We start from the raw sequence: 24,565 nt of genomic DNA, 5'->3' as shown, positions 1-24,565 counted from the left end.
GAGGGCCGGTGTGAGGGGGAACCCCCCCCCCTCAATACTCAACCACCACTTTGCCACGCATATGCCCGTCCAGCACTTTTCGGTGCGCTTCGGTGATGCTTTCGACGCTCAGCCCGTGCAGCGTTTCGCTCAGTGAGCTTTCCACCACGCCGTTATCCACCAGCTTCGCAACCTCGTTTAAGATCTCGCCCTGACGCGCCATGTCGGCGGTCTGGTACATGCTGCGGGTGTACATAAACTCCCAGTGCAGCGCGGCGGATTTGGATTTCAGCTTATCCTGGTTCAGCGGATGTGCGTTCTCAACGATGGAGCAGATATGCCCCTGCGGTGCGATCAGTTCACTGACGGCATCCCAGTGGCCGTCGGTATCATTGAGAATGAAAATGTAATCCACAAACGTCAGGCCCTGTTTAGCCAGTTCACCTTTCAGGTCCCGGTAATTCACCACGTGATCGGCACCGCGATCGCGACACCACTGAGCAGAATCTTCCCGCGAGGCGGTCGCGACGATCTTCACGTTGCTGCGATGCTTCGCAAACGGGATCGCCAGCGATCCTACGCCGCCCGCGCCGCCAATAATGAGCAGCGTTTTGTCCTGGCCGGCATCCTGGATATTCAGCCGTTCAAACAATCCTTCCCAGGCGGTGAGGGCGGTTAACGGCAAGGCGGCTGCGGCAGCCCAGCCGAGGCTTACCGGCTTATGCCCGACAATGCGCGCATCGATCAACTGATGGGTGGTATTGCTGCCCGGGCGGGTAATATCGCCCGCGTACCACACTTCATCCCCCGGTTTAAAACCGCTAACGCCTGCACCCACGGCTTTCACAATGCCGCTGGCGTCCCAGCCGAGAACGCGTGGTTCTGTCAGGCCGCTTCTGACGATGCCCGCGTGAACTTTGGTATCGACCGGGTTGATGGAAACGGCTTTTACCTCAACCAGCAGATCGTGCTCGCCGGGCTGCGGCATCGGTTGGGTAATTTCAATGAAATCAGCAGGACTGTCTGGATTAACGGCAATGGCTTTAACTGACATGGTGAGCTCCTTTAGGGAAAGCGTGTTGTTGAGACTAGTCTATTAAGTGCTCAGCCGCGTGATAAGATGGACAATTAAGAACGAAGTGTTCGTACAGGATGAACAATCATGTTTAAACAACTTCAGGATATGGCGCTGTTTGCGCTGGTGGCAGAGCTGGGCAGTTTTACCGCGGCGGCACAGAAAGCTGAGCTGCCGAAATCCAGCGTCAGTCAGCGAATCAGCCAGCTTGAGCAGCAGGTGGGGATCCGCTTGCTCAATCGTACTACGCGCAGGCTGAACCTGACGTTCGCCGGCGAGCACTATCTGGTTCACTGCCGCGAGATGCTGGCGGCAAGTGAACGGGCCGAGTACGCCATTCAGCGGCTGCGTGAAAACCCCAGCGGTCGGCTGCGCATCACCTGCCCGGCCGGGATCGGCGCGACGCTGCTGGCGCATTTGAATGCGGAGTTCCAGCTCCGCTATCCGGATGTTTCGCTTGACGTGTCCATTTCTGACGACGTGCTCGACCTGGTCGAGTCAGGTTTTGACGTGGCGCTGCGTACCGGTAAGCCGCAGGACTCCTCCCTGATTGGCCGTATGATTGGTCATTGCCCGCGTTATATGCTGGCCTCACCGGCTTACCTGGCGCGCCGGGAGCCGCTGACGCATCCCCGGCAGCTGGTGGATCACCGCTGTATTACCCACAAGGCGTGGTCTGAGTGGCTGCTGCAAAGCGAAAGTGAGGATTACCGTTATCTGCCGGATAACGCCCATCTGACGGATAATCTGGTGTATGCGCGCGAATGTGCCATCGCCGGCGCCGGGATCACGCTGCTTCCCGCTTTTTTACTTGAGGATAAGGTTGAAAAGGGCGCGCTGGTGAAGGTGCTGCCGGAGTGGAACGTCGAGGGGAACGATCTGTGGCTGGCTTACCCGAGCCGCAAGCTGAACTCGCCGGCGCTGATGCGTTATATCGACTTTGCGATGCAGTGTGATGAGGTGAAGCGGTTTTACGTGGGTGGGTGAACGGTGCGTCACTCACAGGATGTAGGAACAAAAAAAAACGGCAACTGACGTTGCCGTTTTACATTTATTTCGCGATACGTTTGTACTTAATACGTTTCGGCTCCAGCGCATCCGCGCCCAGCGTACGTTTCTTGTACTCTTCGTATTCGGTGAAGTTACCTTCGAAGAACTCCACTTTCCCTTCGTCCTGGTAGTCCAGGATGTGGGTTGCGATACGGTCAAGGAACCAACGGTCGTGCGAGATAACCATTGCACAGCCCGGGAACTCCAGCAGGGCGTTTTCCAGTGCGCGCAGGGTTTCAATGTCCAGGTCGTTGGTCGGTTCATCGAGCAGCAGCACGTTACCGCCAACCTGCAGCAGTTTGGCCAGGTGCAGACGACCACGTTCACCACCGGAGAGCTCGCCCACGCGTTTACCCTGGTCGGTGCCTTTGAAGTTAAAGCGGCCAACGTAAGCGCGGCTTGGCATTTCAGTGTTACCGATACGCATGATATCCAGGCCGCCGGAGACTTCTTCCCACACGGTTTTGCTGTTATCCATGGCGTCACGGAACTGGTCAACGGAAGCCAGTTTCACGGTTTCACCCAGAGTGATTGAACCACTGTCTGGCTGTTCCTGACCGGACATCATGCGGAACAGGGTGGATTTACCCGCGCCGTTCGGACCGATGATCCCCACGATGGCACCTTTCGGTACGGAGAAGGTCAGGTCGTCAATCAGCAGGCGATCGCCATAAGACTTACGCAGATTGGTGACTTCAACCACTTTATCCCCCAGACGTGCGCCAGGCGGAATAAACAGTTCGTTGGTCTCGTTACGTTTCTGGTATTCGGTGTTGTTCAGCTCTTCAAAGCGTGCCAGACGGGCTTTGCCCTTAGACTGACGGCCTTTAGCGCCCTGACGAACCCACTCCAGCTCTTTCTCGATAGACTTACGACGCGCGGCTTCCTGAGAGGCTTCCTGCGCCAGACGCTGGTCTTTCTGCTCCAGCCAGGAGGAGTAGTTGCCTTCCCATGGAATGCCTTCACCACGGTCAAGCTCCAGGATCCAGCCTGCAACGTTGTCGAGGAAGTAACGGTCGTGGGTGATCGCCACAACGGTGCCTTCGAAATCGTGCAGGAAACGCTCCAGCCATGCCACGGATTCCGCATCCAGGTGGTTGGTCGGTTCGTCGAGCAGCAGCATGTCTGGCTTTTCCAGCAGCAGACGGCACAGCGCCACGCGGCGGCGTTCACCCCCGGAGAGGTTCGCGATTTTCGCATCCCAGTCTGGCAGACGCAGGGCGTCAGCGGCGCGCTCGAGCTGCACGTTCAGGTTGTGGCCGTCATGCGCCTGGATAATCTCTTCAAACTTGCCTTGCTGAGCGGCCAGTTTATCGAAGTCCGCATCCGGTTCAGCGTATTTGGCATACACTTCATCCAGACCTTTCAGTGCGTTAACGACGTCAGAAACCGCCTCTTCAACGGATTCACGAACGGTGTGTTCCGGGTTGAGCTGAGGCTCCTGCGGCAGGTAGCCAATTTTGATGCCAGGCTGCGGACGGGCTTCACCTTCGATGTCTGTATCGATGCCGGCCATGATGCGCAGCAGGGTGGACTTACCGGCACCGTTGAGACCCAGAACACCGATTTTTGCGCCCGGGAAGAAGCTCAGCGAGATATTTTTAAGAATATGACGTTTCGGCGGGACAACTTTGCCGACACGATGCATGGTATAAACGAATTGAGCCACGTTGGACTTCGCCTCTTTTATCGTGATGAGAAAGAATATCAGCCTCGAAGTGTAGCCTTTTTCCCGCCCTAATCCCAGCCAGGAACGTCGGGAGTGTTAAAACGCGCAAGAAAGGTAAAAAAGTGTCCGCGACGTGGCGCGTTGCAGGATGCCTGGTTAGCATAAGTTAATTAGACTTTGACGTGGCAAGACGCTGCAATTGACGAAAAAACAATGAGGAAGAGCTTGTGGGAAAAGCCAAACAGGTGGTCTGGCGTCTGCTGGCTGCCAGCGTATGCGTGATGGCGGCAAGCCAGGCGGTGCATGCCGATTCACTGGATGAACAACGTAATCGCTACGCCCAGATTAAACAGGCGTGGGACAATAAGCAGATGGATACCGTGCAGGCGCTGATGCCGACCTTAAAAGCGTATCCTCTCTATCCGTATCTGGAGTATCGGCAGATCACTGACGATCTCATGAATCAACCCACGGTCACCGTGAATAACTTTATTCAGGCGAACCCGACGCTGCCACCCGCGCGGACGCTACAGTCTCGTTTTGTGAACGAGCTGGCACGTCGTGAAGACTGGCGTGGGCTGCTGGCGTTTAGCCCGGAAAAACCGAACACCACCGAAGCCCAGTGTAACTATTACTATGCGAAGTGGGTTACCGGACAGCAGGAAGAGGCCTGGGCGGGCGCGAAAGATCTGTGGTTGACCGGAAAAAGCCAGCCAAATGCCTGTGATTCCCTCTTTGGCGCATGGCGTGCGTCAGGTAAGCAGGATCCGCTGGCGTACCTTGAACGTATTCGCCTGGCGATGAAAGCCGGAAACACGCGGCTGGTTACCACGCTTGCGGGGCAAATGCCGTCTGATTATCAGACGATCTCAACCGCCGTCATCGCCCTGGCGAACGATCCGAACAGCGTACTGACCTTTGCCCGCAGCACCGGCGCGACCGATTTTACCCGCCAGATGGCCGCGGTGGCTTTTGCCAGCGTGGCGCGTGACGACGTGGAAAATGCGCGGCTGATGATCCCGCAGCTGGTGCAGGCGCAGCAGCTCAATGAAGATCAAACTCAGGAGCTGCGCGACATTGTGGCGTGGCGACTGATGAGCACCGATGTAACCGACGAGCAGGCGCGCTGGCGAGACGATGCGATTATGCGTTCGAACTCCACGTCGCTGGTGGAGCGCCGCGTGCGTATGGCGCTGGGGACGGGCGATCGCCGGGGGCTGAACACCTGGCTTGCGCGTCTGCCAATGGATGCCAAAGAGAAAGACGAATGGCGTTACTGGCAGGCGGATCTGCTGATGGAGCGCGGGCGTGACGATGAAGCCAAAGAGATCCTTCATGCGCTGATGCAGCAGCGTGGGTTCTATCCGATGGCGGCCGCACAGCGTCTGGGTGAGGAGTACACGTTCCGCATTGATAAAGCCCCTGCTAACGCCAGCCCGACGTTGACTCAGGGACCAGAAATGGCGCGCGTTCGCGAGCTGATGTACTGGAACATGGACAATACCGCCCGTAGCGAATGGGCGAATCTGGTGACCAGCCGTACGACCGATGAGAAGGCACAGCTTGCCCGCTATGCCTTTGATAACCACTGGTGGGATCTGAGCGTGCAGGCAACGATCGCCGGCAAGCTGTGGGATCATCTCGAAGAGCGTTTCCCGCTGGCCTATAAAGATCTGTTTGAGCGCTACACCAGCGGTAAAGACATTCCGCAAAGCTACGCCATGGCCATTGCCCGTCAGGAGAGTGCGTGGAACCCGAAAGTCCGTTCCCCGGTCGGGGCCAGCGGCCTGATGCAGGTGATGCCGGGAACCGCGACGCACACGGTGAAGATGTTTAACATCCCGGGATACAGCAGCCCGTCACAGCTGCTGGATCCGGAGACCAACATCAATATCGGTACCAGCTACCTGCAGTATGTTTATCAGCAGTTCGGCAATAACCGCATCTTCTCCTCAGCGGCGTATAACGCAGGCCCGGGCCGCGTGCGCACATGGCTTGGCAACAGCGCCGGGCGCATTGACGCCGTCGCGTTTGTGGAAAGTATTCCGTTCTCGGAAACCCGCGGCTATGTGAAGAACGTATTGGCTTATGACGCCTACTATCGCTATTTCATGGGACAAAAAGATACCCTGATGAGCGATGCTGAGTGGCAGAGACGTTACTGATGGGGTGGGTTGTGTTATGCTGTACTCGTTAATGAGTACAACAGGCGGCATAACATGACCCAGCATTCCCCGTATTCCTCGGCAATGGCCGAACAACGTCATCAGGAGTGGCTTCGTTTTGTGGAGTTGCTCCGCCAGTCTTACGACCAGGATCTGCATTTGCCTTTATTGCAGCTGATGCTGACGCCGGATGAGCGTGAAGCTCTGGGCACACGCGTGCGGATCATCGAAGAGCTGTTGCGCGGTGAGATGAGCCAGCGTGAGCTTAAAAATGAGCTGGGCGCGGGTATCGCGACGATCACCCGCGGATCGAACAGCCTGAAATCCGCGCCGGTGGAGTTGCGTCAGTGGCTGGAGTCTGTGCTGCTGGGCGCTCAGCGATAAATCGCGTTATGGAACGGGCTCAGGGCCAGAATCACCGCCTGGTGGTAAACGCCTGAACGCGTTAGTGCGCCAGCGGTAAAGACGCCAATCGCGCCTTCTTTGCGGCCAATTTCATCGATGCCGGTGTACTGAGACATCACCGGCCCGAGCGCTTCACCCGCGGACACTTTTTCCAGAATGATTTTTGGCAGCGGCAGAGTTGCTGAACGCGCTTCTCCACGCTGTTCACGGTTCTCGATGACCACCCAGCTGAACGTCGCGCCTTCGTCGATACCCGCTTCAATTGCCACCCAGAAGTCAGCATCCGGTGCGGCAGCCCTGGCGTTTGCCACGCGATTTCGTGCGCCAGCGCGCGTTTCCTCGCTGCCAAACGGCTGTTCAGGCACGCCGCTCTCGACGCCGATGGCATCAATATGGCAGGATCCTTCGCCGAAAATCTCTTCGAATGCCCTTAGAATTGCCTGAATTTTGGCAGGATTGGTGGTAGCAGAGACAACATGGTGCATAATTAAGCTCGATTCAAAAAAAACTCATCGCAGTATAACGGAAAAAAAGCATGTTACAGGTATACCTTGTTCGCCACGGTGAGACGCAGTGGAACGCCGAGCGACGTATTCAAGGCCAGTCAGACAGTCCTCTTACTGAAAAGGGTGTGCAGCAGGCGTGGCAGGTGGCAGAACGCGCCAGAACGCTGGGCATTACGCATGTTATCACCAGCGACTTAGGTCGCACACAGCAGACGGCGCGCATCATTGCCGATGCCTGTGGTTGTGATGTCATGATCGAGCCGCGTCTGCGCGAGCTGGATATGGGCGTGCTGGAAAAACGGCATATCGATACGCTGACGGAAACGGAAGAGGGCTGGCGTCGCACGCTGGTCAACGGCACCGAAGATGGCCGTATTCCGGAAGGCGAATCCATGCAGGAGCTGAGCGTGCGCATGCATGCCGCGCTGGCGGAATGCCTGAAGCTTCCGGCCGGGAGCCGTCCGCTGCTGGTGAGTCACGGTATTGCGTTGGGCTGCCTGGTGAGCACGATTCTGGGGTTACCTGCGTATGCAGAACGCCGTTTGCGTCTGCGCAACTGCTCTATTTCCCGTATCGACTATCAGGAAAGCGCGTGGCTGGCGTCAGGTTGGGTCGTAGAGATGGCAGGGGACATTTCGCATCTTGATGCCCCTGCACTTGACGAACTTCAGCGTTAACGACGTATCGGAATTAAGAATTCCATACGCAGATTGATTGGGCCTTCTTCCGGTTTAGCATCGCTTGCCGGATAGTAGCGCTCAATATCCTGACCTTTACGGCGATTCAGGTTCAGCATTGGCATGCAGGTTCCGTAAACGGTCAGGATAAATTCCTGTACACCCGTTCCCAGCCCTTCATAAGCGAACATCACGTATTCGCCGCCTTCCAGCACCACGGGCTTTGAACCCTGAATATAGCCATTCGCCAGCTCTGGCGTTAACGCGGTGGTGTAGAACACCTCCTGCTCGTCGTCTTTTTCCTGGCTTGGGTGCGTTTCGTTGAGACCATACAGGATGGGCGGGATCGCCGGTGCATGGCTCAGGAAGTCGCGCCAGAACTGAACGCGCATCTGATGACGGAATTCGGAAATCTGCTCCAGCGAACATGAGTAGCTTTGCGTCGTACCAATCAGGTGCGTTTCTGGCAGGGTGATAAATTCATATTTCGGCATTGCAAACTCGCCCAGACGCAGCGGCGGACGCATGCCAAACGAGCTCCAGTCAGGCGAGCGGCGATAGAGCGCTGGCGTTAACGAGAACTGTTTTTTAAAGGCGCGGGTAAAGGTTTGCTGCGAGTCGAAACGATATTGCAGTGCAATATCCAGAATCGGCCGCGCGGTCAGGCGTAATGCCACCGCTGATTTTGACAGACGACGTGCGCGGATATAGGCCCCGATAGCATGACCGGTGACATCCTTGAACATCCTTTGCAGATGCCACTTGGAATAGCCTGCTTTAGCCGCCACATTATCCAGTGACAAAGGCTGGTCGAGATGACCTTCCAGCCAGGTGAGCAGGTCGCGAATAATTCCAGCCTGATCCATATACTATCCTCATCCTTAAAACAGCAGGTGCCTGATAACAGGTTAGCGGATAATAGCATTTTTTGATGTTTTAGCATTCAGTGTTTTTTTTGCGCATTAATGCCTTTTGTTCCTCGTTTTGGGTGAATATATTCTAATCCTGTGATCTTGCTACATTTTTGTCTACAGTGTTGAATAATCGCTCAGCGTAATTCTTAAAAATGGTAACAATATGAAATACAAGACTTTGATCTTCACTGCCCTGATGTTGACGGTGGGGCACGCCGCGCAGGCGGAACAGATTGGTTCTGTCGATACCGTTTTCAAAGTGTTCGGCCCGGACCACAAGATTGTGGTGGAGGCGTTTGATGATCCGGACGTGAAAAACGTCACCTGCTACGTTAGTCGGGCGAAAACCGGGGGCATTAAAGGCGGGCTTGGGCTGGCTGAAGATACCTCTGATGCGGCTATCTCCTGCCAGCAGGTCGGCCCTGTGGAGCTGAGTGACAAAATCAAAAACGGCAAAGCGCAGGGCGACGTGGTTTTCCAGAAACGGACCTCGCTGGTGTTTAAAAAGCTGCAGGTGGTGCGTTTTTATGACGCCAAACGCAACACGCTCGCCTATCTGGCCTATTCCGACAAAGTGGTTGAAGGCTCACCGAAAAACGCCATCAGCGCCGTGCCGATCATGCCATGGCACTAATTCAGGGATGAATCATGCAGCAACCTCTGGTCTGGCTGGTTGAGGACGAAATCAGTATCGCCGACACGCTACTCTACATGCTTCAGCAGGAGGGGTTTGCGGTGAAGGCTTTCGGGCGTGGGTTACCGGTACTGGAAGAGGCGCGGCGGCAGGTCCCCGCGCTGGCGATTCTGGATGTCGGGTTGCCTGACATCAGCGGCTTTGAACTCTGCCGTCAGCTTCTGGCGCAGCATCCGTCACTGCCGATCCTGTTCCTGACGGCGCGAAGTGACGAGGTGGATAAGCTGCTCGGACTGGAGATGGGCGCGGATGATTATGTCGCCAAACCCTTCTCCCCGCGTGAAGTCTGTGCCCGGGTGAGGACTATTCTACGGCGGTTACAAAAATCCACCGCCCCTGCCGAGATCGTGCGTATCGGGCAGTTTGAACTGAATGAACCCGCCGCCAGAATCAGCTGGTATGGGGAGCCTTTACCGCTCACGCGCTACGAGTTCCTGCTGCTCAAAACATTGCTGCAGGCGCCGGGCCGGGTCTTTTCTCGCCAGCAGCTTATGGACAAAGTGTGGGGCGAAGACGGCGATAGCTTCGATCGTACCGTGGATACGCATATCAAAACCTTGCGCGCCAAGCTGCGCGCGGTCAATGACGGGCTTTCGCCCATCAGTACCCATCGCGGGATGGGTTACAGTCTGGGGCTTTATTAATGCGTATTGGCATGCGTCTGCTGCTGGGCTATTTCCTGATTGTCGCTATCGCCGCGTGGTTTGTACTGTCTATCTTCGTGCAGGAGGTTAAGCCCGGCGTGCGCAGAGCCACCGAAGGCACGCTGATTGACACCGCGACCCTGCTGGCGGAAGTGGGGCGAGACGACCTGCTCGCAGGCAATTCGCAGGAGGGCCAGCTGGCGCAGGCCTTTTCACGGCTCCATCAGCGGCCGTTTCGCGCCAACATTGGCGGCATTCATAAAGTCCGCAACGAGTACCACGTCTACATGACCGATGCCACGGGCAAAGTGGTGTTTGATTCGGCGGGCCTGGCGGTAGGAAAAGACTACTCCCGCTGGAATGACGTCTGGCTGACGCTTCGCGGGGAATATGGCGCGCGCAGCACCCAGAGCAACCCTGACGATCCGGAAAGTACGGTGATGTATGTTGCCGCACCGGTAATGGACAGGGGCAACATTATCGGCGTGCTGTCGGTCGGAAAACCTAACAGCGCCATGGCACCGGTTATTCACCGTAGCGAGCGGCGGATCCTGTGGGCGGGTGGGGCACTGCTCGGGATTGCCCTGCTGATTGGTCTGCTGGTGGCGGGATGGATCAATCGTTCCATTGGCAGATTGTCGCGCTATGCCGATGCGGTGACCACGGACACGCCTCTCCCGCTGCCTAACCCCGGCAGCAGTGAGCTACGAAAGCTGGCGCAGGCGCTGGAAAATATGCGCATTCGCCTCGAGGGTAAGAATTACATCGAGCATTATGTGCATGCGCTTACTCACGAACTCAAAAGCCCGCTGGCGGCAATCCGCGGCGCGGCAGAGATCCTTAATGAGCAGCCACCGCCGGCGGTGGCCGCGCGGTTTATCGATAATATTCTGGTGCAAAACGCGCGTATGCAGTCGCTGGTGGAAAAACTGCTCTCTCAGGCGCGTCTTGAAAACCGGGTAGAGATAGAGCCGGTGAGCGTGAGTATCAGCACGCTGTTTTCACGGCTTGCGGATTCACGCTCCGCCGTTATCACGGCGAAAAATATCATCCTGACCTGCCAGCCCACTTCGCTGCAGGTGCAGGGCGACCCCGAGCTGCTTGAACAGGCGCTGGGCAATTTGCTGGATAACGCCATCGATTTTACTCCGCAGGGCGGGACGCTTCAGCTGGCTGCCGAGGAGACGCCAACCGAGATCCGGCTTACCGTAAGCGACAGCGGAAGCGGGATCCCGGACTATGCCATGGCGCGTATTTTTGAACGTTTTTACTCGCTCCCTCGCGAGAACGGGTTGAAAAGCAGCGGGCTGGGTCTGGCATTCGTGCAGGAGGTGGCGCGTCTGCATCAGGGGGACATTGCTCTGCATAACCAACCAGAAGGCGGCGTGAAAGCCACGCTGACACTTCACCGTCACTTCACATAACTTCAAACTGGCCCCACATAGCCCCGGTACGCTCTCCACATCACAAAGGAGACGTAATGATGAAATCCCCCCTGTTCTGGAAAGTAAGCACCCTGCTGGGGTGCATTCTGCTGTTGTTAGTCCCGCTCTTTATGGTCAGTAACCTGATTTCGGAGCGTGAGAGCTACCGTAACGATGTTGAACACTCGCTTCGCCAAAGCACCAGCGGGCCGCAAAAGCTGGTAGGACCGCTGATTGCCATTCCTGTCACCGAGGTTTTTTACAAACTTGAGGATGAGAAAAAGGTCGAATACAAAAAAAGCTACCTGCACTTTATCCTGCCGGAATCTCTGCTCGTTGAGGGAAATCAGCGCGTGGAGTCCAGAAGCATCGGTATCTATGACGGGCAAATCTGGAACACCGATCTCAAAATAAAAGCGCAGTTTTCGACGGAGAAAATGGCGCAGCTGAAGGGCGAAACCATGACGCTGGGGCAGCCATTCCTGGTGATTGGCGTGGGTGATGCCCGGGGCATTGGTACGGTGAAGGTCGCAAAAATCAACGGTGAGACGCTCAGCGTAGAACCGGGAACCGGCGTGTATGGCACACTTGCCGGTATTCATATTCCGCTGAGTGATAAAGCCCTTGAGCCGAAAACGCTCGCCCTTGATATGTCGTTTAACCTGGCGGGGACGGGCAGTTTTGCGGTGGTGCCAGTCGGGCGTAACAGCGAAATGACGCTGAGCAGTAACTGGCCGCACCCGGGATTTATGGGATATTACTTGCCTGTTAAACATCAGATTAGCGAGTCTGGTTTCCAGGCAAACTGGCAGAGCAGCTGGTTTGCTAACAACATGCAAAGCTGGTTCGCCGAGGGCGAGTCACCAGAGTGGAGTTCTATCCCGGCCTTTAGCGTGACGGTTGCCACGCCAGCGGATCAGTACCAGCTGACAGACCGCGCGATCAAGTACGCTATTTTACTGATTGCCCTGACGTTTATGGCCTTCTTCGTGTTCGAAACCCTCACCGGATTGCGTCTGCACCCAATGCAGTATCTGCTGGTGGGGTTGTCGCTGGTCCTCTTCTATCTCGTCTTACTTGCCCTGTCTGAGCATGTCGGGTTTACGCCGGCCTGGATTATTGCAAGCCTTGTCGGCGCGATGATGAATGGTGTGTACCTGCAGGCGGTACTGAAAAGCTGGAGGCGAAGCGGGGTGTTTATTCTGGCGCTGCTGGGGCTGGATGTCGTGATGTGGTTCCTGCTGCGTTCTGAGGACAGCGCGTTGCTGCTGGGAGCTGCCGTACTGGCGATGGCACTGTTTGCGGTCATGTACCTGACGCGTCACCTTGACTGGTATTCGCTCTCTCAGCCGAAGCGTCCCGTCCCCCCCGTTGAACCTGATGCGGATACGATGCGAGTCTGGAAATAAAAAACGGCGCGAAAGCGCCGTTTTTTTTACTTCAGTTGCCGGATTACTCCTGCAGGTCGCCGCAGAAACGATAACCTTCACCGTGAATAGTGGCGATAATTTCCGGCGTATCAGGCGTAGATTCGAAATGTTTACGGATACGACGGATGGTCACGTCTACGGTACGGTCGTGCGGCTTCAGCTCACGGCCGGTCATTTTCTTCAGCAGTTCTGCACGGGACTGAATTTTGCCCGGATTTTCACAGAAGTGCAGCATCGCGCGGAATTCACTGCGCGGCAGTTTATACTGCTCACCGTTCGGGCTAATCAGTGAACGGCTATTGATATCAAGTTCCCAGCCGTTGAACTTGTAGCTGTCTACGCTACGACGCTCTTCGCTGACCGTGCCCAGGTTCATGGTGCGGGACAGCAGGTTGCGTGCACGAATGGTTAACTCGCGTGGATTAAACGGTTTAGTGATGTAGTCATCCGCACCGATTTCCAGGCCAAGGATTTTATCAACTTCGTTATCACGGCCTGTCAGGAACATTAACGCGACGTTCGCCTGTTCACGCAGTTCGCGCGCCAGAAGAAGGCCGTTTTTGCCCGGCAGGTTGATATCCATGATCACCAGGTTGATATCATTTTCAGAAAGGATCTGATGCATCTCTGCGCCATCGGTCGCTTCAAAGACATCGTAGCCTTCTGCTTCGAAAATGCTCTTTAACGTGTTGCGTGTTACCAACTCGTCTTCAACGATAAGAATGTGCGGGGTCTGCATGTTTGCTACCTAAATTGCCAACTAAATCGAAACAGGAAGTACAAAAGTCCCTGACCTGCCTGATGCATGTCGCAAATTAACATGACCGGCCTAACGTGACTAAAGTACGTAATTGCGTTCTTGATGCACTTTCCATCAACGTCAACAACATCATTAGCTTGGTCGTGGGTACTTTCCCTTTGGACCCGACAGTGTCAAAAACGGCTGTCATCCTAACCATTTTAACAGCAACATAACAGGCTAAGTGACACCAGACACCCAATAAAACTACGCTTCGTTGACATATATCAAGTTCAATTGTAGCACGTTAACAGTTTGATGAAATCATCGTAGCCGAATGCTAGCCTTTGTCACAATTTTTCAATAAACCAACTAGTTGCGTACCTTGATTTATAAACGATACGAATCCAATCAGAAAAGAGTATTCATGAGGTCATTACCATTATAAAACATAAGGATAATAGCCTTCTGTTAACATTCTAACTGATTGTTCAGCCACAAAATAGTTTAGCGTTTTTAATTTGTTCTGAAACGCTATTTCGGTGATTTGTGTTGCATTTTTGTAAATTCGCGCCGCGTAATATGTTGAAGTGCATCACATTTTTACCCGCTAACTGATTAAAAAGAGAGCATAAATGCATCTGTCGATTGTACTGGTCGCCCCAGCCAGAGCCGAAAATATAGGCGCTGCGGCGCGTGCCATGAAGACCATGGGGTTTACCGATCTTCGCATCGTGGACAGCCAGGCGCACCTCGAGCCCGCGGCCCGTTGGGTGGCGCACGGTTCAGGGGATATTCTCGATAATATAACCACTTACGACACGCTCGCCGCTGCGCTGCACGACATTTCTTTTACCGTGGCGACCACGGCACGCAGCCGGGCAAAGTTCCACTATTACGCCACGCCGGCGGAACTGGTGCCGATGTTAACGGAGAAAAGCCAGTGGCTGACGAAGGCCGCGCTGGTCTTTGGGCGGGAAGATTCCGGTCTGACGAACGAGGAGCTGGCGTTGGCGGACGTCCTGACCGGTGCGCCGATGGTGGCGGATTATCCGTCGCTGAATTTAGGCCAGGCGGTAATGGTGTATTGCTATCAATTAGCCTCCCTAATACAAATTCCTCAACCCCAGGCTGAAGGGGCAGATGAAAACCAGCTGGCCGCACTGCGCGCTCGCGTTGACCATCTGTTATTACAACTCGGTGTCGCGGAAGATCAAAAAATGGCGGACTGGCTGCATCAGCGACTTGGGCGTCTTGAGCAGCGAGACACGGCAATGTTGCACCGTTTGCTGCATGATATTGAAAAAAAATTGGCCGAGTAAAATGCTGTCATAAGTTTTTACTATGGCGCATCCGTCTGTCCGGATGGGTTGCGTCTGGGGGAATCGGATGAAAATAAATCTGCAAGCAGCGGGACGTGAGAGCGTCCCGAATTGTGATCAAATTAAAAATTCATTGACTTAAGGTGCCCAATCCTTTAACCCTAAAAGAATACAGCACAGACAGATAATAATGACAGAGTACACAACATCCATGAAACGCATCAGCATCACCACCATTACAACAACCATCATCATTACCACAGGAAATGATGCGGGCTGACGCGTACAGGAAAAACAGAAAAAAGCCCGCACCCAAACAGTGCGGGCTTTTTTTTCGGCTAAAGGAAACGAGGTAGAACCATGCGAGTGTTGAAGTTCGGCGGTACATCAGTGGCAAATGCAGAACGTTTTCTGCGTGTTGCCGATATCCTGGAGAGCAACGCCAGGCAGGGGCAGGTCGCGACCGTGCTCTCTGCCCCGGCAAAAATCACCAACCACCTGGTGGCGATGATTGAAAAGACCATCGGTGGCCAGGATGCACTCCCGAACTTGAGCGACGCCGAGCGTATCTTCGCTGAGCTGCTGCAGGGACTGGCGGAGGCGCAGCCGGGTTTCCCGCTCGCACAGCTGAAATCCTTTGTTGATCAAGAGTTCGCCCAAATCAAACACGTGCTGCACGGTATCAGCCTTTTAGGTCAGTGCCCGGATAGCATCAACGCGGCGTTAATCTGCCGTGGTGAAAAATTGTCGATTGCCATCATGGCGGGCCTGCTGGAAGCGCGTGGCCACAATGTGTCGGTTATCGATCCCGTTGAAAAACTGCTGGCAGTGGGTCACTACCTCGAGTCTACCGTTGATATAGCCGAATCAACCCGTCGCATTGCCGCGAGCAAAATTCCGTCTGACCATATGATCCTGATGGCGGGCTTCACCGCCGGAAACGAGAAGGGTGAACTTGTCGTACTGGGCCGTAACGGCTCCGACTACTCTGCTGCCGTGCTGGCAGCCTGTTTGCGCGCCGACTGTTGTGAGATCTGGACTGACGTCGACGGTGTATACACCTGCGATCCGCGCCAGGTGCCGGACGCCAGGCTGCTGAAGTCGATGTCATACCAGGAAGCGATGGAGCTTTCCTACTTCGGCGCTAAAGTTCTTCACCCTCGCACCATCTCTCCCATTGCCCAGTTCCAGATCCCTTGCCTGATTAAAAACACCGGTAACCCGCAAGCGCCAGGCACGCTGATTGGTGCCAGTACCGATGAAGACGGCCTGCCGGTGAAAGGCATTTCTAACCTGAACAATATGGCCATGTTCAGCGTTTCCGGCCCGGGAATGAAAGGCATGGTCGGTATGGCGGCCCGCGTTTTCGCGGCCATGTCCCGCAACGGTATCTCGGTTGTGCTGATCACTCAGTCCTCTTCTGAATACAGCATCAGCTTCTGCGTACCGCAGGGGGATTGCCTGCGCGCCCGTCGTGCGCTGGAAGAAGAGTTTTACCTTGAGCTGAAAGAAGAGCTGCTCGAGCCGCTTTCTATCCAGGAACGCCTGGCGGTTATCTCGGTGGTGGGCGACGGTATGCGTACGCTGCGCGGTATCTCGGCCAAATTCTTTGCCGCGCTGGCCAGGGCCAACATCAACATTGTGGCCATTGCCCAGGGGTCATCTGAGCGTTCAATCTCGGTGGTCGTTGACAACGACGATGCGACAACCGGCGTTCGCGTGGTTCATCAGATGCTGTTCAACACCGATCAGGTGATCGAGCTGTTCCTGATTGGCGTGGGCGGTGTGGGTGGCGCGCTGCTGGAGCAGGTGAAGCGTCAGCAGGAGTGGTTGAAGAAAAAGCACATTGATCTGCGCGTGTGCGGTATCGCGAACTCAAAAGCGCTGCTGACCAACGTTCATGGTCTGAACCTGGAAAACTGGCAGACTGAGCTGAATGATGCCAAAGAGCCCTTTAATCTGGGCCGGTTAATCCGTCTGGTGAAAGAGTATCACCTGCTTAACCCGGTCATTGTCGATTGTACCTCGAACCAGGCGGTGGCCGATCAGTACGCCGATTTCCTGCGCGAAGGTTTCCACGTGGTGACGCCAAACAAAAAGGCCAACACCTCGTCGATGGATTACTATCACCAGCTGCGTCTGGCGGCGAGCAAGTCACGGCGTAAGTTCCTCTACGACACCAACGTGGGCGCGGGCCTGCCGGTGATCGAGAACCTGCAAAACCTGCTGAACGCGGGGGATGAACTGCAGCGTTTCTCCGGCATTCTTTCCGGCTCGCTGTCGTTTATCTTCGGCAAGCTGGATGAGGGCATGAGCCTGTCGGAAGCGACCCGTGCCGCGCGTGAACTGGGGTACACCGAGCCGGATCCGCGAGACGATCTCTCCGGTATGGATGTGGCGCGTAAGTTGCTCATACTGGTGCGTGAAACGGGCCGTGAGCTGGAGCTTTCCGATATTGTGATTGAGCCTGTTCTGCCTGCCGGGTTTGACGACAGCGGTGACGTGAACACCTTTATGGCCAATTTAGCGCAGCTAGACGACGCCTTTGCCGCACGTGTTGCGAAAGCCCGTGATGAAGGTAAGGTATTGCGCTATGTTGGCAATATTGAAGACGATGGTATGTGCCGCGTGAAGATTGCTGAAGTGGATGGCAACGACCCGCTGTTCAAAGTAAAAAACGGCGAAAACGCCCTCGCGTTTTACAGCCACTATTATCAGCCACTGCCGCTGGTGCTTCGCGGCTATGGCGCAGGGAATGATGTTACCGCGGCGGGTGTATTTGCCGATTTGCTGCGTACCCTGTCATGGAAGTTAGGAGTTTAACATGGTGAAAGTTTATGCCCCGGCTTCCAGCGCCAATATGAGCGTCGGATTTGATGTGCTGGGTGCGGCGGTGACGCCGGTGGATGGTTCGCTGCTGGGCGATACGGTAACGGTTGAAGCGGCAGAGAGCTTTAGCCTGAATAACGTGGGCCGCTTCGCCAGCAAACTGCCGACAGACCCGCGCGAGAATATCGTTTATCAGTGCTGGGAGCGGTTCTGTCAGGAGATCGGCAAAAATGTGCCGGTCGCCATGACGCTGGAAAAAAGTATGCCGATTGGCTCTGGTCTGGGTTCCAGCGCCTGCTCCGTGGTCGCCGGACTGGTGGCCATGAATGAGCACTGCGGCAAGCCACTGAATAATAACCGTCTGCTCGGGTTAATGGGCGAGCTGGAAGGGCGCATCTCCGGCAGCATTCATTATGACAACGTCGCCCCCTGCTTCCTCGGCGGTATGCAGTTGATGATTGAAGAAAATGGCATCATCAGCCAGCAGGTGCCAGGGTTTGATGAGTGGCTGTGGGTGCTGGCCTATCCCGGCATTAAGGTATCTACCGCTGAAGCGCGTGCGATCCTGCCTGCGCAGTATCGTCGTCAGGACTGTATCGCTCACGGACGTCATCTGGCCGGCTTTATACACGCCTGCTACACACGTCAGCCGCAGCTGGCAGCAAAATTAATGAAAGACGTTATCGCCGAGCCGTACCGCACTAAGCTGCTGCCTGGCTTTAACGAGGCGCGACAGGCGTCAATGGATACCGGCGCACTGGCGTGCGGTATCTCCGGCTCCGGCCCGACGCTGTTCGCCCTGTGCGATAAGCCAGACACGGCGCAGCGCGTGGCGGACTGGCTCTCTAAACACTACCTGCAAAATCAGGAAGGCTTTGTTCATATTTGCCGTCTGGACACGGCTGGCGCACGAGTACTGGGATAACGAATGAAACTCTACAACCTTAAAGATCATAACGAGCAGGTCAGCTTCGCGCAGGCGGTGACTCAGGGACTGGGCAAAAATCAGGGGCTGTTCTTCCCCCATGACCTGCCGGAATTTCAACTGACCGACATTGATGAACTGCTGAAGCAGGACTTTGTCACCCGCAGCACTAAAATTCTCTCTGCCTTTATCGGCGATGAAATCCCGCAGGAACTGCTGGAAGAGCGCGTGCGTGCAGCGTTCGCTTTCCCGGCACCGGTTAAGCAGGTTGAGCCGGATGTCGGCTGCCTTGAGCTGTTCCACGGTCCAACCCTGGCGTTTAAAGACTTCGGTGGCCGCTTTATGGCGCAGATGCTGACCCACATCAGCGGCGACAAACCGGTAACGATTCTGACAGCGACCTCCGGTGATACCGGTGCGGCCGTTGCCCATGCGTTCTATGGTCTGAAGAACGTTCGCGTGGTGATCCTCTACCCGAAAGGCAAAATCAGTCCGCTGCAGGAAAAACTGTTCTGTACGCTCGGGGGCAACATTGAAACCGTGGCGATTGACGGCGATTTCGATGCCTGTCAGGCGCTGGTCAAGCAGGCCTTCGATGATGAAGAGCTGAAAGTGGCGCTGGGTCTGAACTCGGCGAACTCCATTAACATCAGCCGTCTGCTGGCGCAGATTTGCTACTACTTCGAAGCGGTTGCACAGCTGCCACAGGAGGCGCGCAATCAGCTGGTCGTCTCCGTACCAAGCGGCAACTTTGGTGACCTGACGGCGGGCCTGCTGGCGAAATCGCTCGGCCTGCCGGTAAAACGCTTTATCGCCGCCACCAACGCCAACGACACCGTGCCGCGCTTCCTGAAAGACGGTAAATGGGCGCCGAACGCCACGCAGGCGACGCTTTCGAATGCGATGGACGTAAGCCAGCCGAACAACTGGCCGCGTGTGGAAGAGCTGTTCCGCCGTAAGGTCTGGCGTCTGGGCGATCTGGGTTACGCCGCGGTGACGGATGAAACCACCAAAGCCACCCTGCGTGAGCTGAAAGCGGTGGGGTACACCTCTGAACCGCATGCGGCGATCGCCTACCGTGCGCTGCGCGATCAGTTGAATCCGGGGGAGTATGGCCTGTTCCTGGGAACGGCTCATCCGGCGAAGTTCAAAGAGAGCGTGGAAGTGATTCTGGGTGAAACACTGCCGCTGCCAAAAGAGCTGGCCGAGCGTGCGGACCTGCCGCTGCTTTCGCATGAACTGCCCGCGGATTTCGCCGCGCTGCGTAAGTTGATGATGACGCGCGGATAACGGTTCTGTCACCCTATGCAGGCCGGGTAAGGTGAAACTTACCCGGCTTTTTTTATGGAGAAATTAAGGAGAAAAATAGCAGTAAAAAAGCAGAAATTCCCAATAAATGCGGTCACTTAGCGATTAGGATTGCAGAGAATAACATCCCCCGTCCTCCTCACGTATTCTCCTTACATCGGCCCACATCGGGTAAATGAATAAGGAGTCACCTATGTCTAAACTGAAACCTGCTCTGCTGGTGCTTTCAATGATGCTGGTCGCTCCGATGGCGGTTCAGGCCTCTGAAATCACCCTCGTCCCTGCGGTAAAACTGCAGATTGGCGATCAGGATAATCGTGGTCACTACTGGGATGGTGGCCGCTGGCGCGACCATGACTGGTGGAAGGCTCACTATGACTGGCGCGATAATCACTGGCGCCCACATGACGAGCATCACGATCGTCATCATGATGACCACCATCACGATCGTCACGACGACCCGCGTCCTGGCCCGGACTGGAAACACCATTAATGCAAAACCCCGCCATCTGGCGGGGTTTGTTTTACTGCTCGTGGCGCTTAAACACCAGTTCGCCTTTCCCTGACGCTTCTTCATCGAAGAAGTAGCCTTCGCTGTTGAAGCCGGTCAGTTGCTCCGGCTTCGTCAGGCGGTTCTGAATGATGTAGCGGCTCATCAACCCACGCGCTTTTTTGGCGTAGAAGCTGATGACCTTGAACTTGCCGTTTTTCTCATCGAGGAAAACGGGCTTGATAATTTCCGCATCCAGCTTTTTCGGCTTCACCGATTTGTAGTATTCATCGGAGGCCAGATTGATCACCACATTATCGCCCTGAGCACGCAGCGCAGCGTTCAGTTTGTCGGTGATGATATCGCCCCAGAAATGGTACAGATCTTTGCCTTTAGGGTTTTCCAGGCGGATACCCATCTCCAGACGATACGGCTGCATCAGGTCCAACGGGCGCAGCACGCCGTACAGACCTGACAACATGCGCAGATGCTGCTGGGCGAAGTCGAAATCGGCTTCGCTAAAATCTTCCGCCTGCAGGCCGGTATACACATCACCTTTAAACGCCAGAAGCGCCTGGCGGGCATTGTTCGGCGTGAAGTCCGGGTGCCACTCGTGGAAACGGGTCGCGTTAAGATCCGCCAGTTTGTCGCTGATGCTCATCAGCGAGGCAATTTGTGGCGCAGAGAGCTTACGCGCGATGTGAATCAGCTGTTGCGAATAGTCCAGCAGTTCAGGCCGGGTATAGCGCTCGGTGGCGAGCGGGCTCTGGTAATCGAGCGTTTTAGCAGGTGAAATCAGAATCAGCATATCCAGTCCTTGCAGGAAATTTAGAGCGACTTTAGCAAAAAATCGCCCTCAATTGATCGATAGCTGTTATTGCCGTGGCAAATCATCCCAGGTGCCGGGCGCAATTTGCGCCTGGATGTCGGGATAACGCGAGGCATCAAAGACCGGCGGTACGCCCAGTTTGCGCTGACGAAGATAGTCCCGTGCGATAAGCGTAACCACGGGTGAGAGCAGCAGGATCGCCGTCAGGTTAGTAATGGCCATGAGCGCCATAAAGACATCCGCCAGTTGCCAGACCAGCGGCATGCTGAGCAGTGAACCTGCTAACACCATCAGTATCACCCCGAGGCGCAGCAGCGTGATCATACGGCGGGAGTCCACTTTCAGGAAAATAAGGTTATTTTCGGCGTAGAGGTAATTCACAACAATCGAGCTGAAGGCGAATAACAGCAGGATGAGCGAGACAAACCCGGCTCCCCAGCCGCCCGTCAGATTCACCAGTGCCTGCTGAAGCAGTTGTATGCCGGCTGTTTCCGATGAGTGAGGTACCGGGCCGGCCAGCAGCAGGATCATGGCGCTGGCGGAACAGATAATAATGGTGTCCGTAAAAACGCCAATCATCTGAACAATGCCTTGTGCCGCCGGGTGGGGCGGCCAGGACGCGGCGGCGGCTGCGGCATTGGGCGTTGATCCCATACCGGCTTCATTGGAGAACATTCCGCGCTGAAAGCCCGACATCAGCGCCTGGCTGAAGGTATAGCCCAGTGCGCCCGATGCCGCCTCGCGCCAGCCAAATGCGCTTTTGAAGATGGTTGCAATCACTTCCGGCACCTGCTCGATATGCCGTGCGGCGACGAACAGGCTGGCGGCAACCCATAGCAGCGCCATGACAGGCACCAGCCACTGCATCAGGCGGGCGACACCTTTTAGGCCGGTCGAAATGGTCAGCAGGATACAGAGGGCTAAAACAAGCCCGGTGATCCACTCCGGACACGCAAAGGCATAGCGCAAGGCATGGGCGACAGAATTCGCCTGAACGGTATTAAAAATCAGACCGTACGCGAGCAGTAAAAACAGCGAAAACAGCACGCCCATCCAGCGCATTCCTAAGCCACGCGCCATGTACCAGGCCGGGCCGCCGCGAAACTGTCCGTTTTTATCTTTTTCTTTGTAGAGTTGGGCGAGGGCGCTTTCGGCAAAGGAGGTGGCCATCCCGATAAGCGCCGTGACCCACATCCAGAAAACGGCGCCCGGGCCACCGGCGCTGATGGCCAGTGCTACCCCTGCCATATTACCGCTGCCGAGGCGTGCGGCAATGCTGGTGCAGAGGGCCTGGAAAGAGGTTAATCCGCCCGGCTGGGGCGTGACGCTGTTTTTCAGACTTCTGCCAAATTTGCGAATATAACGAAACTGGATAAACCCGCTGCGTAGCGTAAACCAAATACCTGCACCCAGCAGCAGGTATATCATTATCGAACCCCAAAGGACTTCATTAATAAAGAAAAGGAAATCAGGCATTAACGTCCCTCTTGTTGATGCCAAAATGAATATGTAAGCGCTACCACTGATTGGACATGCTGTTACTTAGCAGCCTGTTAATATTCTGAGTTTATCATACTCTGTCTAAGCGCACTGTCTGCGGTTGCGCTACCCCTCCGTCGTGTTATCATCAGGGCAGACCGGTTACATCCCCCTAACAAGTAAACCTGTCATTTTTCCGCTGCAGGCATGCTGTCGGTAGCGTGAATTATCCAGGGCACGTTAAAAGAGAAACACTATCATGACGGATAAATTGACCTCCCTTCGTCAGTTCACCACTGTCGTAGCTGACACCGGAGATATCGCGGCAATGAAGCTGTACCAGCCGCAGGATGCCACCACCAACCCTTCTCTGATCCTTAACGCCGCACAGATCCCTGAGTATCGCAAACTGATTGACGACGCAGTGACCTGGGCGAAAGCACAGAGCAACGACCGCGCGCAGCAGGTTGTTGATGCCACTGATAAACTGGCCGTGAACATTGGTCTGGAAATTCTGAAACTGGTTCCTGGCCGCATCTCTACCGAAGTTGACGCACGTCTCTCCTACGACACCGAAGCGTCTATCGCCAAAGCAAAACGTCTGATCAAAATGTACAACGATGCTGGCATCAGCAATGACCGCATCCTGATCAAACTGGCGTCAACCTGGCAGGGTATTCGTGCAGCTGAACAGCTGGAAAAAGACGGTATCAACTGTAACCTGACGCTGCTGTTCTCCTTCGCACAGGCGCGTGCATGTGCGGAAGCCGGCGTATACCTGATTTCTCCATTCGTTGGCCGTATTCTGGACTGGTACAAAGCCAACACGGATAAGAAAGAGTACGCGGCATCTGAAGATCCAGGCGTCGTTTCCGTGACCGAAATCTACGAATACTACAAACAGCACGGTTATGAGACTGTGGTGATGGGCGCAAGCTTCCGTAACGTAGGTGAAATCATCGAACTGGCTGGCTGTGACCGCCTGACCATCGCCCCGGCACTGCTGAAAGAGCTGGCTGAAAGCGAAGGTGCTATCGAGCGTAAACTGTCCTACACCGGTGAAGTGAAAGCGCGTCCGGAGCGCATCACTGAATCTGAGTTCCTGTGGCAGCATAACCAGGATCCAATGGCTGTAGATAAACTGGCGGACGGTATCCGTAAGTTTGCTATCGACCAGGAAAAACTGGAAAAAATGATCGGCGACCTGCTGTAATCATTCTGCGTGACCGGGTTCCCGGTCACGCTACTTCTTTCGTACTCTGTCTGAATTTCCCCTCTGCGTGTATCATTCCCTTTAATCAGTACTTTTTTGAATGGAATGGATATGAATACCTTACGCATCGGCTTAGTGTCGATTTCTGACCGCGCCTCCAGCGGTGTTTATCAGGATAAAGGCATCCCCGCGCTGGAAGAATGGCTGGGCAGTGCGTTGACAACCCCCTTTGAGATCCAGACCCGCCTGATCCCTGACGAGCAGCCAATTATCGAACAGACACTCTGTGAGCTGGTGGATGAGATGAGCTGCCACCTGGTATTGACCACGGGAGGCACCGGACCTGCGCGCCGGGACGTCACTCCGGATGCCACGCTGGCGGTTGCCGATCGTGAGATGCCTGGCTTCGGTGAGCAGATGCGCCAGATCAGTCTACACTTTGTCCCGACGGCGATCCTCTCCCGTCAGGTCGGGGTGATCCGCAAGCAGGCATTGATTCTGAATTTGCCGGGCCAGCCGAAGTCCATCAAAGAGACGCTTGAAGGACTGAAAGCGGAAGATGGCAGCGTGATCGTGCACGGGATTTTTGCAAGTGTACCGTATTGTATACAGTTACTTGACGGCCCGTATGTGGAGACCGATGAGAAAGTGGTAGCAGCTTTTCGTCCGAAAAACGCCCGTCGCGAGACAATCTCCTGAAATTAATCAATATGTGACATTAGCTGAAGCGACGGTAGCGTGGTAAGGGTTTTACGGTATAGTAATTTTTTCTTTACGTTTGCTGTAAAAATAAATCCAC

General features: G+C 55.2%; 24 protein-coding genes and 1 other annotated feature. Of the genes, 17 read left to right on the top strand and 7 right to left on the bottom strand.

Features of this window, described 5'->3' with window-relative positions; translation table 11 throughout:
- Positions 1-31 precede the first annotated feature (31 nt).
- On the bottom strand, positions 32-1,033 hold the full coding sequence (locus AM410_RS03695) for a zinc-binding alcohol dehydrogenase family protein (protein ID WP_108647500.1): 1,002 nt from the start codon (positions 1,031-1,033) through the stop codon (positions 32-34).
- Positions 1,034-1,141: 108 nt separating this feature from the next.
- Here AM410_RS03695 and AM410_RS03690 point away from each other — a divergent pair, with 108 nt between their 5' ends.
- Positions 1,142-2,041 (top strand): LysR family transcriptional regulator, encoded by a 900-nt coding sequence (locus AM410_RS03690; RefSeq protein ID WP_032681692.1) that lies wholly within the window; start codon positions 1,142-1,144, stop codon positions 2,039-2,041.
- Between the two features lie 64 nt (positions 2,042-2,105).
- Here the strand turns inward: AM410_RS03690 and ettA are convergent, their stop codons facing one another.
- The gene (gene ettA, locus AM410_RS03685; RefSeq protein ID WP_014168546.1) at positions 2,106-3,773 is read right to left on the bottom strand and encodes an energy-dependent translational throttle protein EttA; all 1,668 of its coding nucleotides are present in this window, start codon (positions 3,771-3,773) and stop codon (positions 2,106-2,108) included.
- 227 nt (positions 3,774-4,000) lie between these two features.
- Here ettA and sltY point away from each other — a divergent pair, with 227 nt between their 5' ends.
- Both sltY and trpR read left to right on the top strand, forming a co-directional pair.
- Positions 4,001-5,938 (top strand): murein transglycosylase, encoded by a 1,938-nt coding sequence (gene sltY, locus AM410_RS03675; protein ID WP_073397143.1) that lies wholly within the window; start codon positions 4,001-4,003, stop codon positions 5,936-5,938.
- A 54-nt stretch (positions 5,939-5,992) separates the two neighbouring features.
- Positions 5,993-6,322, top strand: coding sequence for a trp operon repressor (gene trpR, locus AM410_RS03670; protein WP_020885267.1), 330 nt, complete (start codon positions 5,993-5,995; stop codon positions 6,320-6,322).
- Here trpR and yjjX read toward each other — a convergent pair.
- Positions 6,313-6,828, bottom strand: a complete 516-nt coding sequence (yjjX, locus tag AM410_RS03665; protein WP_014168549.1) for an inosine/xanthosine triphosphatase — start codon at positions 6,826-6,828, stop codon at positions 6,313-6,315. The genes trpR and yjjX overlap by 10 nt on opposite strands.
- Before the next feature lie 50 nt (positions 6,829-6,878).
- Between yjjX and gpmB the strand changes: the two genes are divergently transcribed.
- Complete coding sequence (gpmB, locus tag AM410_RS03660; RefSeq protein ID WP_014168550.1) at positions 6,879-7,526, top strand: 2,3-diphosphoglycerate-dependent phosphoglycerate mutase GpmB; 648 nt, start codon at positions 6,879-6,881, stop codon at positions 7,524-7,526.
- Here the strand turns inward: gpmB and robA are convergent.
- A complete protein-coding gene (gene robA / locus AM410_RS03655) occupies positions 7,523-8,392 on the bottom strand; it encodes an MDR efflux pump AcrAB transcriptional activator RobA (protein WP_014168551.1) in 870 nt (289 codons plus the stop codon). The genes gpmB and robA overlap by 4 nt on opposite strands.
- Before the next feature lie 211 nt (positions 8,393-8,603).
- Between robA and creA the strand changes: the two genes are divergently transcribed.
- Genes creA through creD form a run of 4 tightly spaced genes read left to right on the top strand, consistent with a single transcriptional unit; the run spans position 8,604 to position 12,611 of the window.
- Positions 8,604-9,074, top strand: coding sequence for a protein CreA (gene creA / locus AM410_RS03650; protein ID WP_014168552.1), 471 nt, complete (start codon positions 8,604-8,606; stop codon positions 9,072-9,074).
- 14 nt (positions 9,075-9,088) lie between these two features.
- Positions 9,089-9,778, top strand: a complete 690-nt coding sequence (gene creB / locus AM410_RS03645) for a two-component system response regulator CreB (protein WP_014168553.1) — start codon at positions 9,089-9,091, stop codon at positions 9,776-9,778.
- Entirely contained in the window at positions 9,778-11,202 is a 1,425-nt protein-coding gene (gene creC, locus AM410_RS03640; protein WP_073397145.1) for a two-component system sensor histidine kinase CreC, read from the top strand. The genes creB and creC overlap by 1 nt, the downstream gene beginning before the upstream one ends.
- A 56-nt stretch (positions 11,203-11,258) precedes the next feature.
- Positions 11,259-12,611 carry a cell envelope integrity protein CreD gene (gene creD, locus AM410_RS03635; protein WP_014168555.1) on the top strand — a complete coding sequence of 451 codons (1,353 nt, stop codon included), beginning with the start codon at positions 11,259-11,261 and terminating at the stop codon, positions 12,609-12,611.
- A gap of 43 nt (positions 12,612-12,654) precedes the next feature.
- Here the strand turns inward: creD and arcA are convergent, their stop codons facing one another.
- Positions 12,655-13,371, bottom strand: a complete 717-nt coding sequence (gene arcA, locus AM410_RS03630; protein ID WP_003856501.1) for a two-component system response regulator ArcA — start codon at positions 13,369-13,371, stop codon at positions 12,655-12,657.
- Positions 13,372-13,466: 95 nt separating this feature from the next.
- Here arcA and yjjY point away from each other — a divergent pair, with 95 nt between their 5' ends.
- The 7 genes from yjjY to AM410_RS03595 all read left to right on the top strand — a co-directional run bounded on the left by yjjY (position 13,467) and on the right by AM410_RS03595 (position 20,248).
- Complete coding sequence (gene yjjY, locus AM410_RS03625; protein WP_001541509.1) at positions 13,467-13,607, top strand: protein YjjY; 141 nt, start codon at positions 13,467-13,469, stop codon at positions 13,605-13,607.
- Between the two features lie 399 nt (positions 13,608-14,006).
- Positions 14,007-14,693: a tRNA/rRNA methyltransferase gene (locus tag AM410_RS03620; RefSeq protein WP_032679596.1), complete on the top strand. Its 687-nt coding sequence runs from the start codon at positions 14,007-14,009 to the stop codon at positions 14,691-14,693.
- Between the two features lie 211 nt (positions 14,694-14,904).
- Entirely contained in the window at positions 14,905-14,973 is a 69-nt protein-coding gene (thrL, locus tag AM410_RS03615; RefSeq protein ID WP_015572623.1) for a thr operon leader peptide, read from the top strand.
- Positions 14,912-15,029, top strand: a sequence feature (Thr leader region). (Overlaps the previous gene by 62 nt.)
- Positions 15,030-15,053: 24 nt before the next feature.
- Positions 15,054-17,516, top strand: coding sequence for a bifunctional aspartate kinase/homoserine dehydrogenase I (gene thrA / locus AM410_RS03610; protein ID WP_059306843.1), 2,463 nt, complete (start codon positions 15,054-15,056; stop codon positions 17,514-17,516).
- 1 nt (position 17,517) lies between these two features.
- Positions 17,518-18,447, top strand: a complete 930-nt coding sequence (thrB, locus tag AM410_RS03605) for a homoserine kinase (RefSeq protein WP_014168558.1) — start codon at positions 17,518-17,520, stop codon at positions 18,445-18,447.
- 3 nt (positions 18,448-18,450) lie between these two features.
- The gene (gene thrC, locus AM410_RS03600) at positions 18,451-19,737 is read left to right on the top strand and encodes a threonine synthase (protein WP_020882536.1); all 1,287 of its coding nucleotides are present in this window, start codon (positions 18,451-18,453) and stop codon (positions 19,735-19,737) included.
- Positions 19,738-19,948: 211 nt separating this feature from the next.
- Entirely contained in the window at positions 19,949-20,248 is a 300-nt protein-coding gene (locus AM410_RS03595; protein ID WP_020882537.1) for a DUF2502 domain-containing protein, read from the top strand.
- Positions 20,249-20,279: 31 nt separating this feature from the next.
- Here AM410_RS03595 and yaaA read toward each other — a convergent pair whose 3' ends face one another.
- On the bottom strand, positions 20,280-21,053 hold the full coding sequence (yaaA, locus tag AM410_RS03590) for a peroxide stress protein YaaA (protein WP_108647499.1): 774 nt from the start codon (positions 21,051-21,053) through the stop codon (positions 20,280-20,282).
- Between the two features lie 66 nt (positions 21,054-21,119).
- Positions 21,120-22,550 (bottom strand): alanine/glycine:cation symporter family protein, encoded by a 1,431-nt coding sequence (locus AM410_RS03585; protein ID WP_032681687.1) that lies wholly within the window; start codon positions 22,548-22,550, stop codon positions 21,120-21,122.
- A gap of 262 nt (positions 22,551-22,812) precedes the next feature.
- On the opposite strand from AM410_RS03585, the gene tal reads away from it, so the two are divergent.
- A complete protein-coding gene (gene tal / locus AM410_RS03580) occupies positions 22,813-23,766 on the top strand; it encodes a transaldolase (RefSeq protein ID WP_014168563.1) in 954 nt (317 codons plus the stop codon).
- Between the two features lie 111 nt (positions 23,767-23,877).
- Positions 23,878-24,465, top strand: coding sequence for a molybdopterin adenylyltransferase (mog, locus tag AM410_RS03575; RefSeq protein ID WP_020882540.1), 588 nt, complete (start codon positions 23,878-23,880; stop codon positions 24,463-24,465).
- The last annotated feature ends 100 nt before the right edge of the window (positions 24,466-24,565 follow it).

Origin of the sequence: Enterobacter cloacae complex sp. FDA-CDC-AR_0164, from assembly GCF_003071645.1 — a bacterium.
GTDB lineage: Bacteria > Pseudomonadota > Gammaproteobacteria > Enterobacterales > Enterobacteriaceae > Enterobacter > Enterobacter ludwigii.
This window is presented reverse-complemented; position numbering and strand designations above follow the sequence as displayed.